Source organism: Streptomyces sp. NPDC001568, from assembly GCF_042893755.1.
GTDB lineage: Bacteria > Actinomycetota > Actinomycetes > Streptomycetales > Streptomycetaceae > Streptomyces.
Genome location: NZ_JBIAVF010000014.1, coordinates 105,591 through 118,307, shown reverse-complemented (window position 1 = coordinate 118,307; position 12,717 = coordinate 105,591). Strand labels below are relative to the sequence as shown.

Sequence of the window (12,717 nt, the reverse complement as noted above, 5' to 3'; positions counted from 1 at the left end):
ACCTCGGCCACCGGCCCCAGGGTCCGACAGGGTGAAACTCGGGATCCGACGGAGGCCCGGTACGGGCCCACCGGATCCCGGATCAGGGATACCGGATCAGGGATGCCGGATCAGAGGTAGAGCCCGGTGGAGTCCTTCGACCCCTCCAGCCGCTCGGCGGCCACCGCGTGCAGGTCCCGCTCGCGCATCAGGACGTACGTCGCCCCGCGCACCTCGACCTCGGCCCGGTCCTCCGGGTCGTACAGCACCCGGTCGCCCGGCTCCACGCTCCGTACGTTCTGTCCGACGGCGACCACCTCGGCCCAGGAGAGCCGCTTGCCCACGGCCGCCGTCGCCGGGATCAGGATCCCGCCGCCGGAGCGGCGCTCGCCCTCGGGCAGGTCGGACTTCACGAGCACGCGGTCGTGCAGCATGCGGATGGGCAGCTTGTCGTGGGTGGTGTTCTCGCTCACGCCCCGAACCTACCTGCCCCGCTCCGCCCCGTCCGCCGGTGGGTGCTCACCGCTTGCGGCGCGCCGACACCACGAGGAGCCCGACCACACCGACGGCGAGCAGCGCCACGGGCACGATGCGCTCGATGCGCGGCGCCCCGTCCTCGTGGCGCAGGCCGTCCTTGACGTCGGTGACAAGCCGGTTGACGGCGACGAAGGCCCGTCCGGCGGTCTGGTCGACCGTCGAGGCGACCCTCGCCTTCGCGTCCCCGACGATCGTCTTCGGGTGCATGCGCACGCCGATCTCGTCGAGGGTCTCGGCGAGCTGCTCGCGGCGGCGGACGATGTCCGCCTCGATCTGAGCGGGGGTCCTGGCTTCCGGCACCGCGCTGCCTCCGTCGTTGTGTCGTCTGTGGCGTGATCCGTCGTGGACAGTCTGTCAGCTCCGTCAGCTTAGGCTCATGACGTACCGATCCCCTCCCGAGGAGACTGTTGAGATGAGCGAGCGACTCCAGCCGGGCGACACCGCCCCCGCCTTCACCCTGCCCGACGCGGACGGCAACGAGGTCTCGCTGGCCGACCACAAGGGCCGCAAGGTGATCGTGTACTTCTACCCCGCGGCCCTGACGCCGGGCTGCACCAAGCAGGCCTGCGACTTCACCGACAACCTGGACGCCCTGGCCACCGCCGGGTACGACGTCATCGGCGTCTCCCCCGACAAGCCGGAGAAGCTCGCCAAGTTCCGCGAGCAGGAGAACCTGAAGGTGACCCTGGTCGGGGACCCGGAGAAGGAGACCCTGACGGCCTACGGCGCCTTCGGCGAGAAGAAGCTGTACGGCAAGACGGTGACCGGGGTCATCCGTTCCACGGTGGTCGTGGACGAGGAGGGCAAGGTCGCGCACGCCTTCTACAACGTGAAGGCGACCGGCCACGTAGCGAAGATCATCAAGGACCTGGGCATCTGACCCGCCCCACCCCTTCGACGCAGCGGCCCGCACCCAACCGGTGCGGGCTGCTCCGTTCATCGGAGGTCGATCACGTCAACGGCGACTCGAGCGACGACCGCCGGGACGATCTGCGACTGCGCTGCCCCAACTGCCATGCCGTCACCAGGACCTGGTGCCGCGACCGCAAACGGGCGCGGCCCACCCAGTAGAGTGGCGGGAGCGCGAGCGCCCGTACTCCAAGCGGCTAGAGAGAATGGCTTTAGGTGCCATGTGTTGTCGGTTCGAGTCCGACCGGGCGTACCAAGGATGAACACCCGCCGCCCGTGATCCACTGGCGGCGGGTGTTTTGCGTCGCGTCAGCCCAGCAGCTCCCTGATCACCGGGACCAGGGCGCGGAAGGCCAGGCCGCGGTGGGAGATGGCGTTCTTCTCCGCCGCCGTCAGTTCCGCGCAGGTCCGCGACTCGCCCAGGGGCTGGAGGATCGGGTCGTAGCCGAAGCCGCCGCCGCCCTCGGGTGCGTGTCGCAGGGTGCCCAGGAGGCGACCCTCGACGACGCGTTCGGTGCCGTCCGGCAGGGCCAGGGCCGCCGCGCAGAAGAAGTGGGCTCCGCGGTGCTCGTCGGCGATGTCGCCGAGCTGGGCGAGCAGCAGGTCGAGGTTGGCCTTGTCGTCGCCGTGGGAGCCGGCCCAGCGGGCGGAGAAGATGCCGGGGGCGCCGTTCAGGACGTCGACGCACAGGCCGGAGTCGTCCGCGACGGCCGGTAGGCCGGTGGCCCGGGCGAGGGCGTGGGCCTTGAGGAGGGCGTTCTCGGCGAAGGTGACGCCGGTCTCCTTGACGTCCGGGATGTCGGGGTACGCGTCCGCGCCGACCAGCTCGTGCGGCAGGCCGGCGTCGGACAGGATGGCGCGGAGTTCGGTGACTTTGCCCGCGTTGCGGGTGGCCAGGATCAGGCGGCTGGGCGTCGAGGTCATGCCCTCATTATTCCGGGCCGCCGGACGGCTCAGCCCGGGGTGCAGACCTTGGAGATCTCCGAGGCGGCGTCGGCGACCGGCTTGATGTCCGGATTGACGTTGCCGCCCTCCAGGGAGGTGCGGACGTTCTGCACGGCCGTGGTCATCGAGTCGATGGCCTTGCCCAGGTCGGCGTTGTCCGTCTGGTCGCCGATCTTCTTCAGGCTCGCGTCGATCGAGTTCAGCGCGTTCTGGGCCTCCTGCGGGCTGTTGCCGGCCTGCGAGACGGCCTGCTGGAGGTCGTTGGCGCTGTCGGCGATGGCCACCGCCGTGTTGGCGCAGTCCATCGCCGTAGATATCGCGTCGCAGGAGGTCAGGGCCGGGACGGTGAGCGCGGCGGCCAGCGCCACGGCGGCGATGCGGAACTTCGGCTTCATTTAGGGGTCCCCCCACAACTCGGATACATGGACGGGCGCACGGCTGTGACACCGTGCGCCCGTACTTGCTCGGACGCGGTTGCGCGCCCGGTGGTTCTGCGCGGACTACGGAGCCTGCAGCTCCAGCGCGCCCAGTTGGAGGGCCTCCAGGTCGGCGCAGCCGCCGGTGGCGAGGTCGAGGAGCGCGTTGAGCTCCTTGCGGTCGAAGGGCTCGCCCTCGGCGGTGCCCTGGACCTCGACGAAGCGACCGTCGCCGGTGCAGACGACGTTCATGTCGGTCTCGGCGCGGACGTCCTCCTCGTAGCAGAGGTCGAGGAGGGGCACGCCGTCGACGATGCCGACGCTGACGGCGGCGACGGTGCCGGTGAGCGGCTTGCGCCCGGCCTTGATCAGCTTCTTCTTCTGGCCCCAGGCGACGGCGTCGGCGAGCGCGACGTAGGCCCCGGTGATGGCGGCGGTGCGGGTGCCGCCGTCGGCCTGGAGGACGTCGCAGTCCAGGACGATGGTGTTCTCGCCGAGGGCCTTGTAGTCGATGACCGCGCGCAGCGAACGGCCGATGAGGCGGGAGATCTCGTGGGTGCGGCCGCCGATCTTGCCGCGGACGGATTCGCGGTCGCCGCGGGTGTTGGTGGAGCGCGGCAGCATCGAGTACTCGGAGGTCACCCAGCCCTCGCCGCTGCCCTTGCGCCAGCGCGGGACGCCTTCGGTGAACGAGGCGGTGCAGAACACCTTGGTGTCACCGAAGGAGATGAGGACGGAGCCCTCGGCGTGCTTGCTCCATCCGCGTTCGATGGTGACCGGGCGGAGCTGTTCGGGCGTGCGGCCGTCGATGCGAGACATGGCTGTGAGCCTAGTCGGTACGGGGATGTGGAAGGGCCCCGCCCGAATCGATCCGGACGGGGCCCTCGCACGCGTCCGCCCCCGCCACGATGCGGCGGGGGCGGACGCGGAGCCGGGTGGGCTCAGCTCACATCATGTCTTCGATGTCCGCGGCGATCGGGTCGGCGTCGGTGCCGATGACGACCTGGATCGCGGTGCCCATCTTGACGACGCCATGGGCGCCGGCGGCCTTCAGGGCGACCTCGTCGACCAGGGCCGGGTCCTTGACCTCGGTGCGGAGGCGGGTGATGCAGCCCTCGACCTCTTCGATGTTGTCGATGCCGCCGAGCCCGGCGACGATCTTCTCAGCCTTGGTGGCCATGTGTTTCTCCCTGAGTGGTTCGAAGAACGAGTCTCGGCGGCCGTAACCAGCGTCGTCCGCTTCGTCACGGTAACTCACGGTTGGCCCATCTACACGGGCGCGTGCCCCGCAGCTGCCGAATGATGACCATCAGCAGCAGCCTGCCCACCAACTGGTCTACACCAGTGTGCCGCAAGTGTTGCGACTGCCAAAAACGGGCCGGTTCAGGGAGGACGCGATGAGCACGAGCAGTGCCGCGACGGCGCCACAGCCGAAGTGGTGGAACGGCTTGTTCCAGGGCCTGCAGAAGATGGGACGGAGCCTCCAGCTCCCGATCGCCGTCCTCCCCGCGGCGGGCATCCTGAACCGGCTCGGCCAGAACGACGTCTTCGGCAAGGACGGCCTCGGCTGGACCGACGTCGCCAAGGTGATGGCGAGCGCGGGCGGCGCCCTCCTCAACGCCGACCTCGGACTCCCCCTCCTCTTCTGCGTCGGCGTCGCGATCGGCATGGCCAAGAAGGCGGACGGCTCCACCGCCCTCGCCGCGGTCGTGGGCTTCCTCGTCTACCGCAGCGTGCTGCGCGTCTTCCCCGACGGCTGCCCCGAGGGGACGAAGGACATCGGGGGCGGCTGCCTGGGGCCGGACGACACCTTCGCCGAGTACAGCTTCCAGAACCCCGGGGTGTTCGGCGGCATCATCATGGGCTTGCTGGCCGCCTGGTTCTGGCAGCGCTACCACCGGGTGAAGCTGGTCGACTGGCTGGGCTTCTTCAACGGGCGCCGGCTCGTGCCGATCATCATGACCTTCGTCGCGATCGCGTTCGCCGTGCTGTGCCTGTGGATCTGGCCGCCGATCGGCGGCGCGCTGGAGAGCTTCTCCGATTGGCTGGTGGGGCTCGGATCCTGGGGCGCCGGCATCTTCGGCCTCGCGAACCGCGCGCTGCTGGTGATCGGCCTGCACCAGTTCCTGAACGTGCCGGTGTGGTTCCAGTTCGGCAGCTTCACCACGTCGGACGGACAGGTCGTCCACGGTGACATCCCGATGTTCCTGAACGGCGACCCGAACGCGGGCCAGTTCCTGTCCGGGTTCTTCCCCATCATGATGTTCGCCCTGCCGGCCGCCGCCCTGGCCATCACCCACTGCGCGAAGCCGCTGCGCCGCAAGGAGGTCGGCGGCCTGATGCTGTCGGTCGGTCTGACCTCGTTCGTCACGGGCATCACGGAACCGTTGGAGTACTCCTTCCTCTTCGTGGCGCCGGCGCTGTACGCGATCCACGCGGTCCTGACGGGCGTGTCCATGGCGGTGACCTGGGCCCTGGGCGTGCACGACGGCTTCAGCTTCTCGGCCGGCCTGATCGACTACGTCATCAACTGGAGCCTGGCGACCAAGCCCTGGATGATCATTCCGATCGGCCTGTGCTTCGCCGCCGTCTACTACGCCGTCTTCCGCTTCGCGATCACCAAGTTCGACATCCCGACCCCCGGACGGGAGTCGGACGAGGAGATCGCGGCCATGCAGGCGGACAACACCAAGGCGTAGCCAAGCCGTTATGAAGGCGCGGCCGGCCGCGCGGGGCCCTTCGGCCCGGCCGGTGGAGGCCCTCGGATCCCAGGATCCGGGGGCCTTCGCCATGTCCGGAAGTCCGCGGTTCCGGATAGCGGACCCGCTCGGGGCGAGTGTGGCGTACGCCACTGGAAATTGAAGGTTCCTTATCTAACCCTCACCGTGTTACAACTGGTCTACACCACCTATTGGTGTAGACCACGCGTGGCTCGTTCCGGCCCCCGCGGTCCCCCTTTCCGAGACGTCGCCAACCCCTTTTTCCCGCCCTGGCAGCGCCTTGTCCACTGGAGGAAGTCCATGTCCACAGCCACCGCCGCTGCGGAAAAGAAGAAGGGCGCTGGCGTGATGGCCGTCATGCAGCGCATCGGCCGGAGCCTCATGCTCCCCGTTGCCGTGCTGCCCGCCGGCGCGCTCCTGCTCCGCCTGGGCGCGGACGACATGCTCGGCGACAAGGACGTCTTCCCGACGTTCATCCTCAAGATCGCCGGTTACATGGCCGCCGGTGGTGGCGCGATCCTCGACAACATGGCGCTGCTGTTCGCCGTCGGCATCGCGATCGGCTTCGCGAAGAAGTCGGACGGCTCGACCGCCCTCGCCGCGGTCACCGGCTACCTCGTCTTCAAGGCGGTCCTCGCCACCTTCACCGACAGCAACCTGCCCCAGGTCGCCAAGGTCGTCGGCGGGAAGATCGTCAACGTCGACGCCCCGGTCAACGCGGGTGTGCTCGGCGGCGTCGTGATGGGTGTCATCACCGCGCTGCTCTACCAGAAGTTCTACCGGACCAAGCTGCCGGACTGGGCGGGCTTCTTCGGTGGCCGCCGCCTCGTCCCGATCCTCTCCGCCCTCGCGGGCCTCGTCACCGGCATCGTCTTCGGTCTGATCTGGCCGGTGCTCGGCACGGGCCTGCACAACTTCGGTGAGTGGCTGACCGGTTCGGGCGCCGTCGGCGCGGGCATCTTCGGTGTCGCCAACCGCGCGCTGATCCCGATCGGCATGCACCACCTGCTGAACTCCTTCCCGTGGTTCCAGGCCGGCTCCTTCGACACCCCGACCGGCGCCGTCCACGGCGACATCGGTCGCTTCCTCGCCGGTGACCCGACCGCCGGACAGTTCATGACCGGCTTCTTCCCGATCATGATGTTCGCCCTCCCGGCGGCCTGCCTCGCGATCGTCCACTGCGCCCGCCCCGAGCGCCGCAAGGTCGTCGGCGGCATGATGTTCTCCCTCGCGCTCACCTCCTTCGTCACCGGTGTGACCGAGCCGATCGAGTTCACCTTCATGTTCATCGCCCCGGTGCTGTACGCGATCCACGCGGTGCTGACCGGTGTCTCCCTCGCCCTCACCTGGGCCCTGGGCATGCGGGACGGCTTCGGCTTCTCCGCCGGCCTCGTCGACTTCCTGCTGAACCTCGGCATCGCGGAGAAGCCGTGGATGCTGGCGGGCGTCGGCCTGTGCTTCGCGGCGGTCTACTACTTCGTCTTCCGCTTCGCGATCACCAAGTTCAACCTCCCGACGCCGGGCCGCGAGTCCGACGAGGAGCTGGCCGAGCTGCAGAAGGCCGAGGCCAAGTAAGCAGCCCGTACCACGCACCGGAGCCCCCGCTCTCCCGGAAGGGAGGGCGGGGGCTCCGTCGTGCGCGGGGGCTCCGTCGTGCGCGGGGGCTCCGTCGTGCGCGGGGCCACTCGTGTGCGGGCCGGCCGCTACCGGCCCCGTCGGGTCGTGGGCTCCCCGCAGACGCTCTCAGAGCTCGTAGACGGCGCCCGCGTACGCGAGGTCGACCCGGCCGTCGTAGACCGATCGGGCGTCGGCGAGGTTCTGGCCGGCATCCGTCCACGGCGGGATGTGGGTCAGGACGAGCCGGCCGACCTGCCCCGCGCTCGCGTACTCCCCGGCCTCGCGGCCGTTGAGGTGAAGATCGGGGATGTCCTCCTTGCCGTGCGTGAAGGAGGCCTCGCACAGGAAGAGGTCGACGCCGTCGGCCAGTACCCCGAGCTCCGGGCAGACCCCGGTGTCGCCCGAGTACGCCAACGAGCGACCGCCGTGCTCGATCCGGATCCCGTACGACTCCACCGGATGGCAGACCTTCTCGGTGCGCACGGTGAACGGGCCGATCTCGAAGGCGGCCGTCTTCAGCGTCCGGAAGTCGAAGACCTCGCTCATCGAGCTCGCGTCGGGGACGTCCTCGTAGGCGGTGGTCAGGCGCTGCTCGGTGCCCTCGGGGCCGTAGACGGGGATGGTGCCGCACCGGCCGCCCTCGTGGCGGTAGTAGCGGGCGACGAAGTACGCGCACATGTCGATGCAGTGATCGGCGTGCAGGTGGCTCAGGAAGATCGCGTCGAGGTCGTAGAGACCGCAGTGGCGCTGGAGCGCCCCGAGCGAGCCGTTGCCCATGTCGAGGAGCAGCCGGAAGCCGTCGGCCTCGACGAGGTAGCTCGAACAGGCCGATTCCGCGGACGGGAACGACCCCGAGCAGCCGACGACGGTGAGCTTCATGGAGCGTGAACCTCCGTGGACGGTCCGTGGACGGAATGCGGGCCGTGCGTGGGTCGAGCGTAAGGCGCGAAACCTCGGGTCGCTCCTCCACGGCAGGCCGTTGTGGGGGGAATCACCTGCGCTGTCACCCGGGGGAGCGACGGCGGGTACGGGCGTTGCCGCGCCGGGCGCCCGGCGCGCGACTACGGTCGGAGCATGGACACGTCCTGGTGGCCCGCGCTCGCGGCGGTGGTCGCCGTGGCGCTGGTGGTGCTGCTGCCGCGGCGGGTCCTGGGTGCCCGCGGCGGGGCGCCGAGGCCGCCGCCGCACGGGCCGGGGCCGCCCCCGCCGGTGCGGGTCGGCGAGCTGTGGGGTCTGGTGGACGGCAGGTCCTGCCTGGTCCTGGCCGTGCGGCCGCACCGGGAGCGGGCCCGGATCGCGTGGATCACCGGGAAGTACGACGACCGTCGGCCCGGCGTGATCCCGTTGCCGCCCGGGGTGGTGGGCCGGCAGGGTCGCGGCGGCTTCCTGGAGGCGGACCGGCCGGCGGAGGTGTCGTTGTGGGAGTTCCGCACCCGGCTGGGAACACTGGACCCGACGGTGTGGGACGAGGCCAAGGGGCTCGGAGGTGGTGCGGGGTGATCCGGTTGCGGCGCGTCTACGATGCCCCCGAGCCGGAGGCCGACGGCGTACGGGTCCTCGTGGACCGGCTCTGGCCGCGCGGGCTGTCGAAGGCGGCGGCCGGGGTCGACGAGTGGCCCCGGCCCCTGACCCCGTCGGCGGACCTGCGCAAGTGGTTCCACGCCGGCGGCTCCCCGGAGGAGTTCCGACAGCGCTACGAGGCGGAGCTGGCCGTACCCGGCGCGGTCGCGGAACTGGATCGGTTGCGGGACCTGGCCCGGACGGGCCCGCTCACCCTGCTGACCGCGGTCCGGGATCCGGCGACGAGCCACGCCGCCGTCCTCGCCGAACTGCTGGCCGCCGCCCCCTGACCCCGCCGGTGGCGGGTCGGGGGCGCGTGCGGCTCACGCCCAGAGCTGGCCTTGGAGGACCTCGATGGCCTCCTCCGTCGTGGCCGCCGTGTAGACGCCGGTCGACAGGTACTTCCAGCCTCCGTCGGCGACGACGAACACGATGTCGGCGCTCTCCCCCGCGGCGACGGCCTTGCGGCCGACACCGATCGCCGCGTGCAGGGCGGCGCCGGTGGAGACGCCCGCGAAGATGCCCTCCTCGCGCAGCAGGTCCCGGGTGCGGGTGACGGCGTCCGCGGAGCCCACCGAGAAGCGGGTGGTGAGCACGGAGGCGTCGTACAGCTCGGGGACGAAGCCCTCGTCGAGGTTGCGCAGGCCGTAGACGACGTCGTCGTACCGGGGCTCGGCCGCGACGATCTTGACGTTCTCGACGTGCTCGCGCAGGTAGCGGCCGACGCCCATCAGGGTGCCGGTGGTGCCCAGGCCCGCCACGAAGTGCGTGATGGACGGGAGGTCGGCGAGGATCTCCGGGCCCGTGGTCGCGTAGTGGGCGCCGGCGTTGTCCGGGTTGCCGTACTGGTAGAGCATCACCCAGTCCGGGTGCTCGACGGCCAGTTCCTTGGCCACCCGGACCGCCGTGTTCGAGCCGCCCGCCGCCGGCGACGAGACGATCTCGGCTCCCCACATCGCGAGAAGGTCGCGCCGCTCCTGCGAGGTGTTCTCCGGCATCACGCACACGATCCGGTAGCCCTTGAGCTTCGCGGCCATCGCCAGGGAGATGCCCGTGTTGCCGGAGGTGGGCTCCAGGATGGTGCAGCCGGGGAACAGGCGGCCGTCCTTCTCCGCCTGCTCGACCATGTGGAGCGCGGGGCGGTCCTTGATCGAGCCGGTCGGATTGCGGTCCTCCAGCTTCGCCCAGATCCGCACGTCGGCGGAGGGCGAGAGCCGGGGCAGCCGGACCAGCGGCGTGTTGCCGACGGCCGCGAGCGGGGAGTCGTAGCGCATTACTTCGAGCCGCCGGCCACGGCCGGAAGGATGGTGACGCTGTCGCCGTCCTTGAGCGCGGTGGAGATGCCGTCGAGGAAGCGGACGTCCTCGTCGTTGAGGTAGACGTTCACGAAGCGGCGCAGCTGGCCACCGGCGGCCTGGTCGACGATGCGCTCCTCGATGCCCTTGTGCCGCGTCTCCAGGTCCGCGAACAGCTCGGACAGGGTCGCGCCCTCGCCGTTCACGGCCTTCTCGCCGTCGGTGTAGGTGCGGAGGATGGTGGGGATGCGGACCTCGATGGCCATGGCAGGCTCCAGTGTCGTGAAGGGCGTTAAACCGTAAGAACGTGAAAGCGCGCGGTTCTTGCGCCCCCGCGCGGGAGGGCTGGGTCGCTCAGCCGGCAGGACAGATGGCGCTGGCGAGGCGGCACAGGTCGACGTGCAGCCGCGCCACGAGCAGCAGCCTGCCGGGCGTCTCGATGCTCACGTCGTGGGGAACCATGCGGTCATGTTAACGATTCCCGGTCCCCCGTTTGGAGTGTGATCCCGCATCGTGGACGGCAACCGCTCACATACTGGTCAGTAGCCCGCCACGACCTGCACTTCTTCCTCCGTGATCACGCCGTCGACGATCCGGTACGAGCGGAACTGGAACTCGCCGAGGCCGTCCTGGTCGGCCGTGGAGACGAGCACGTAGTGGGCGCCGGGCTCGTTCGCGTACGTCACGTCGGTGCGCGAGGGGTAGGCCTCGGTGGCGGTGTGCGAGTGGTAGACGATCACCGGTTCCTCGTCGCGGTCGTCCAGCTCCCGGTAGAGCTTCAGGAGGTCCTTCGAGTCGAACTCGTAGAACGTGGGCGAGCGGGCCGCGTTGAGCATCGGGATGAACCGCTCGGGGCGCCCGGTGTCCGCCGGGCCGGCCACGACGCCGCACGCCTCGTCGGGGTGGTCCTTGCGGGCGTGCTCGACGATCCGGTCGTACAGGTCCTGGGTGAGGGTCAGCATGAGCGACAGGATAGACAGACGGGCCCTCCCGTACCGAGGCGTGGTACGGAAGGGCCCGAATGTCGGACGGAGCGCCGCGGGGACACGGGTCCCGGCCGGGACGGCGGTCGGGAAGGTCCGGTCCCCGCGGGGTCAGGAGACCTTGTTGAAGGCCGCGCCGCGCGGGTTGCGGGACTTCAGCACCAGGTAGGACACGCCGAGGATCAGACCCCACAGCGGGGCGCAGTACAGCGAGACGCGGGAGTCCTTGTCGATGCCCATCATGACGATGACCATCCCGATGAACAGCAGCGCGAACCAGCTGGTCCAGGGGGCGCCCGGGGCGCGGAAGGTGGACCGGGGCAGCTCGCCCCGGTCGGCCTTGGCGCGGTAGCGGATCTGGCAGACCAGGATCATGATCCAGGCCCACATGCCGGAGATGGTGGCGAAGGAGACGACGTAGTCGAAGGCCTTGCCCGGGGCGACGTAGTTGATCCAGACGCCCACCAGCATCAGCGCGGCGGAGAAGGTGGTGCCGAGCAGCGGGGTGCCGTTCTTCGTCAGTTTGGTGAAGAACTTCGGACCCTGGCCGTTGAGCGCGAGGTCGCGCAGCATGCGGCCGGTGGAGTACATGCCCGAGTTGCAGGAGGACAGGGCCGCCGTCAGGACGACGAAGTTGACGATCGCGGCGCCGATGCCCAGGCCCATGCGCTCGAAGGCGGCGACGAAGGGCGAGACGCCCGGCTGGAAGTGCGTCCACGGCACGACCGAGAGGATCATGATGAGCGCGCCGACGTAGAAGACGGCGATGCGCCACGGCACGGTGTTGATGGCCTTGGGGAGGGTCTTCTCGGGGTCCTTGGACTCGCCGGCGGTGACGCCGACGAGCTCGACCGCGAGGAAGGCGAACATCACGATCTGCAGGGTCATCAGCGTGCCGCCGATGCCCTTGGGGAAGAAGCCGCCGTCGTTCCACAGGTTGGAGACGGAGGCGGTCGCCGCGGCGTCGGAGAACCCGATGGTGAGGATGCCGGCGCAGATCAGGATCATGCCGACGATGGCGGTGACCTTGACCATGGAGAACCAGAACTCCAGCTCGCCGAAGAGCTTCACGGAGATCAGGTTGGCGGCGTAGAGGATGACCGTGAAGATCAGCGCGTACGCCCATTGCGGGAAGCTGTCGTCGGTCCAGTACGACATGTACTTGGCGGCGGCGGTGACCTCGGTGATGCCGGTGACCACCCAGAAGAGCCAGTACGTCCAGCCTGTGGCGTAGCCCCAGAACGGGCCCAGGAACTCGCGGGCGTAGTCCGAGAAGGAACCGGACACCGGGCGGTACATGAGCAGTTCGCCCAGGGCCCGCATGATGAAGAAGATGACCAGGCCCGCGATCGCGTAGGCCAGGATCAGGCTCGGTCCGGCCTTGGAGATCGCCTTGCCCGCCCCGAGGAACAGGCCGGTGCCGATGGCTCCGCCGATCGCGATCATCTGGATCTGGCGGGCGCCGAGTGCGCGGTGGTACCCCTCGCCCTCGCCCTGATCGCCCTCGCCGGGCGTCCTGTCGTGCTGCTCGACCTGCACAGAGGTCATGTCTGGTGCGCCTTTCTCCACGCCGATCCGCGCCTCATCGGCTGCGGATCGGGTCCTCGATCCCCCCGGATACGGATGGAGTTGCACGCCGGCGGTCAGCCGGTTCAAGCAGGCCTGGGGACAGGGGTGGCGTCCCTTCGGCAGTCGTGAAGATTTATCACGTGCTTATGGGGGCGCGAGGGGAGGAAATGTGGCGGAAGGCATAAAA

General features: G+C 69.6%; 17 protein-coding genes and 1 tRNA gene. 6 read left to right on the top strand and 12 right to left on the bottom strand.

The annotated features are described in order from the left end of the window. Positions 1 to 110 precede the first annotated feature (110 nt). Both ACFY0I_RS25605 and ACFY0I_RS25600 read right to left on the bottom strand, forming a co-directional pair. Complete coding sequence (locus tag ACFY0I_RS25605) at positions 111 to 452, bottom strand: co-chaperone GroES (RefSeq protein WP_362880373.1); 342 nt, start codon at positions 450 to 452, stop codon at positions 111 to 113. Positions 453 to 498: 46 nt separating this feature from the next. Next, positions 499 to 816: a DUF3618 domain-containing protein gene (locus ACFY0I_RS25600; protein WP_388900127.1), complete on the bottom strand. Its 318-nt coding sequence runs from the start codon at positions 814 to 816 to the stop codon at positions 499 to 501. A 112-nt stretch (positions 817 to 928) separates the two neighbouring features. On the opposite strand from ACFY0I_RS25600, the gene bcp reads away from it, so the two are divergent. Beyond that, positions 929 to 1,396, top strand: coding sequence for a thioredoxin-dependent thiol peroxidase (gene bcp / locus ACFY0I_RS25595; protein ID WP_319193606.1), 468 nt, complete (start codon positions 929 to 931; stop codon positions 1,394 to 1,396). A 207-nt stretch (positions 1,397 to 1,603) separates the two neighbouring features. Beyond that, positions 1,604 to 1,681 (top strand) — tRNA-Leu (locus tag ACFY0I_RS25590). A 53-nt stretch (positions 1,682 to 1,734) separates the two neighbouring features. Here ACFY0I_RS25590 and rdgB read toward each other — a convergent pair. The 4 genes from rdgB to ACFY0I_RS25570 all read right to left on the bottom strand — a co-directional run bounded on the left by rdgB (position 1,735) and on the right by ACFY0I_RS25570 (position 3,966). Further along, on the bottom strand, positions 1,735 to 2,349 hold the full coding sequence (gene rdgB / locus ACFY0I_RS25585) for an RdgB/HAM1 family non-canonical purine NTP pyrophosphatase (RefSeq protein WP_281208486.1): 615 nt from the start codon (positions 2,347 to 2,349) through the stop codon (positions 1,735 to 1,737). A 29-nt stretch (positions 2,350 to 2,378) separates the two neighbouring features. Then, the gene (locus ACFY0I_RS25580; RefSeq protein WP_388900123.1) at positions 2,379 to 2,765 is read right to left on the bottom strand and encodes a hypothetical protein; all 387 of its coding nucleotides are present in this window, start codon (positions 2,763 to 2,765) and stop codon (positions 2,379 to 2,381) included. 105 nt (positions 2,766 to 2,870) lie between these two features. Next, positions 2,871 to 3,605: a ribonuclease PH gene (gene rph, locus ACFY0I_RS25575; RefSeq protein WP_281208484.1), complete on the bottom strand. Its 735-nt coding sequence runs from the start codon at positions 3,603 to 3,605 to the stop codon at positions 2,871 to 2,873. A 127-nt stretch (positions 3,606 to 3,732) separates the two neighbouring features. Then, entirely contained in the window at positions 3,733 to 3,966 is a 234-nt protein-coding gene (locus tag ACFY0I_RS25570; RefSeq protein WP_150519444.1) for a glucose PTS transporter subunit EIIB, read from the bottom strand. Between the two features lie 217 nt (positions 3,967 to 4,183). On the opposite strand from ACFY0I_RS25570, the gene ACFY0I_RS25565 reads away from it, so the two are divergent. Together ACFY0I_RS25565 and ACFY0I_RS25560 are read left to right on the top strand one after the other, a co-directional pair. Beyond that, complete coding sequence (locus ACFY0I_RS25565) at positions 4,184 to 5,485, top strand: PTS transporter subunit EIIC (protein ID WP_388900119.1); 1,302 nt, start codon at positions 4,184 to 4,186, stop codon at positions 5,483 to 5,485. 321 nt (positions 5,486 to 5,806) lie between these two features. Then, complete coding sequence (locus ACFY0I_RS25560; protein ID WP_388900116.1) at positions 5,807 to 7,081, top strand: PTS transporter subunit EIIC; 1,275 nt, start codon at positions 5,807 to 5,809, stop codon at positions 7,079 to 7,081. A 168-nt stretch (positions 7,082 to 7,249) separates the two neighbouring features. Here the strand turns inward: ACFY0I_RS25560 and ACFY0I_RS25555 are convergent, their stop codons facing one another. Further along, positions 7,250 to 8,002, bottom strand: coding sequence for an MBL fold metallo-hydrolase (locus tag ACFY0I_RS25555; protein WP_388900114.1), 753 nt, complete (start codon positions 8,000 to 8,002; stop codon positions 7,250 to 7,252). A gap of 195 nt (positions 8,003 to 8,197) precedes the next feature. Here ACFY0I_RS25555 and ACFY0I_RS25550 point away from each other — a divergent pair, with 195 nt between their 5' ends. Further along, positions 8,198 to 8,623: a hypothetical protein gene (locus ACFY0I_RS25550; RefSeq protein ID WP_388900111.1), complete on the top strand. Its 426-nt coding sequence runs from the start codon at positions 8,198 to 8,200 to the stop codon at positions 8,621 to 8,623. Further along, positions 8,620 to 8,973: a DUF488 domain-containing protein gene (locus ACFY0I_RS25545; RefSeq protein ID WP_388900109.1), complete on the top strand. Its 354-nt coding sequence runs from the start codon at positions 8,620 to 8,622 to the stop codon at positions 8,971 to 8,973. The genes ACFY0I_RS25550 and ACFY0I_RS25545 overlap by 4 nt, the downstream gene beginning before the upstream one ends. Before the next feature lie 33 nt (positions 8,974 to 9,006). Here the strand turns inward: ACFY0I_RS25545 and ACFY0I_RS25540 are convergent, their stop codons facing one another. The 5 genes from ACFY0I_RS25540 to ACFY0I_RS25520 form a co-directional block, all read right to left on the bottom strand. After that, complete coding sequence (locus ACFY0I_RS25540) at positions 9,007 to 9,957, bottom strand: PLP-dependent cysteine synthase family protein (RefSeq protein ID WP_388900106.1); 951 nt, start codon at positions 9,955 to 9,957, stop codon at positions 9,007 to 9,009. Then, positions 9,957 to 10,244 (bottom strand): MoaD/ThiS family protein, encoded by a 288-nt coding sequence (locus tag ACFY0I_RS25535; protein WP_281208476.1) that lies wholly within the window; start codon positions 10,242 to 10,244, stop codon positions 9,957 to 9,959. The genes ACFY0I_RS25540 and ACFY0I_RS25535 overlap by 1 nt, the downstream gene beginning before the upstream one ends. 88 nt (positions 10,245 to 10,332) lie before the next feature. Continuing rightward, positions 10,333 to 10,440: a putative leader peptide gene (locus ACFY0I_RS25530; protein WP_338014447.1), complete on the bottom strand. Its 108-nt coding sequence runs from the start codon at positions 10,438 to 10,440 to the stop codon at positions 10,333 to 10,335. Between the two features lie 77 nt (positions 10,441 to 10,517). Next, positions 10,518 to 10,940: a Mov34/MPN/PAD-1 family protein gene (locus tag ACFY0I_RS25525; RefSeq protein WP_388900102.1), complete on the bottom strand. Its 423-nt coding sequence runs from the start codon at positions 10,938 to 10,940 to the stop codon at positions 10,518 to 10,520. A 132-nt stretch (positions 10,941 to 11,072) separates the two neighbouring features. Beyond that, the gene (locus ACFY0I_RS25520; RefSeq protein ID WP_388900099.1) at positions 11,073 to 12,509 is read right to left on the bottom strand and encodes an amino acid permease; all 1,437 of its coding nucleotides are present in this window, start codon (positions 12,507 to 12,509) and stop codon (positions 11,073 to 11,075) included. Between the last annotated feature and the right edge of the window lie 208 nt (positions 12,510 to 12,717).

Excerpts from the sequence above, each read along its gene's own strand:
- ACFY0I_RS25570 (WP_150519444.1), bottom strand. The coding sequence starts at position 3,966 with ATGGCCACCAAGGCTGAGAAGATCGTCGCCGGGCTCGGCGGCATCGAC.
- bcp (WP_319193606.1), top strand. The coding sequence starts at position 929 with ATGAGCGAGCGACTCCAGCCGGGCGACACCGCCCCCGCCTTCACCCTG.
- ACFY0I_RS25530 (WP_338014447.1), bottom strand. The coding sequence starts at position 10,440 with ATGGTTCCCCACGACGTGAGCATCGAGACGCCCGGCAGGCTGCTGCTC.
- rdgB (WP_281208486.1), bottom strand. The coding sequence starts at position 2,349 with ATGACCTCGACGCCCAGCCGCCTGATCCTGGCCACCCGCAACGCGGGC.
- ACFY0I_RS25560 (WP_388900116.1), top strand. The coding sequence starts at position 5,807 with ATGTCCACAGCCACCGCCGCTGCGGAAAAGAAGAAGGGCGCTGGCGTG.
- ACFY0I_RS25525 (WP_388900102.1), bottom strand. The coding sequence starts at position 10,940 with ATGCTGACCCTCACCCAGGACCTGTACGACCGGATCGTCGAGCACGCC.
- ACFY0I_RS25535 (WP_281208476.1), bottom strand. The coding sequence starts at position 10,244 with ATGGCCATCGAGGTCCGCATCCCCACCATCCTCCGCACCTACACCGAC.
- ACFY0I_RS25565 (WP_388900119.1), top strand. The coding sequence starts at position 4,184 with ATGAGCACGAGCAGTGCCGCGACGGCGCCACAGCCGAAGTGGTGGAAC.
- ACFY0I_RS25520 (WP_388900099.1), bottom strand. The coding sequence starts at position 12,509 with ATGACCTCTGTGCAGGTCGAGCAGCACGACAGGACGCCCGGCGAGGGC.
- ACFY0I_RS25550 (WP_388900111.1), top strand. The coding sequence starts at position 8,198 with ATGGACACGTCCTGGTGGCCCGCGCTCGCGGCGGTGGTCGCCGTGGCG.
- ACFY0I_RS25580 (WP_388900123.1), bottom strand. The coding sequence starts at position 2,765 with ATGAAGCCGAAGTTCCGCATCGCCGCCGTGGCGCTGGCCGCCGCGCTC.
- ACFY0I_RS25555 (WP_388900114.1), bottom strand. The coding sequence starts at position 8,002 with ATGAAGCTCACCGTCGTCGGCTGCTCGGGGTCGTTCCCGTCCGCGGAA.
- ACFY0I_RS25540 (WP_388900106.1), bottom strand. The coding sequence starts at position 9,957 with ATGCGCTACGACTCCCCGCTCGCGGCCGTCGGCAACACGCCGCTGGTC.
- rph (WP_281208484.1), bottom strand. The coding sequence starts at position 3,605 with ATGTCTCGCATCGACGGCCGCACGCCCGAACAGCTCCGCCCGGTCACC.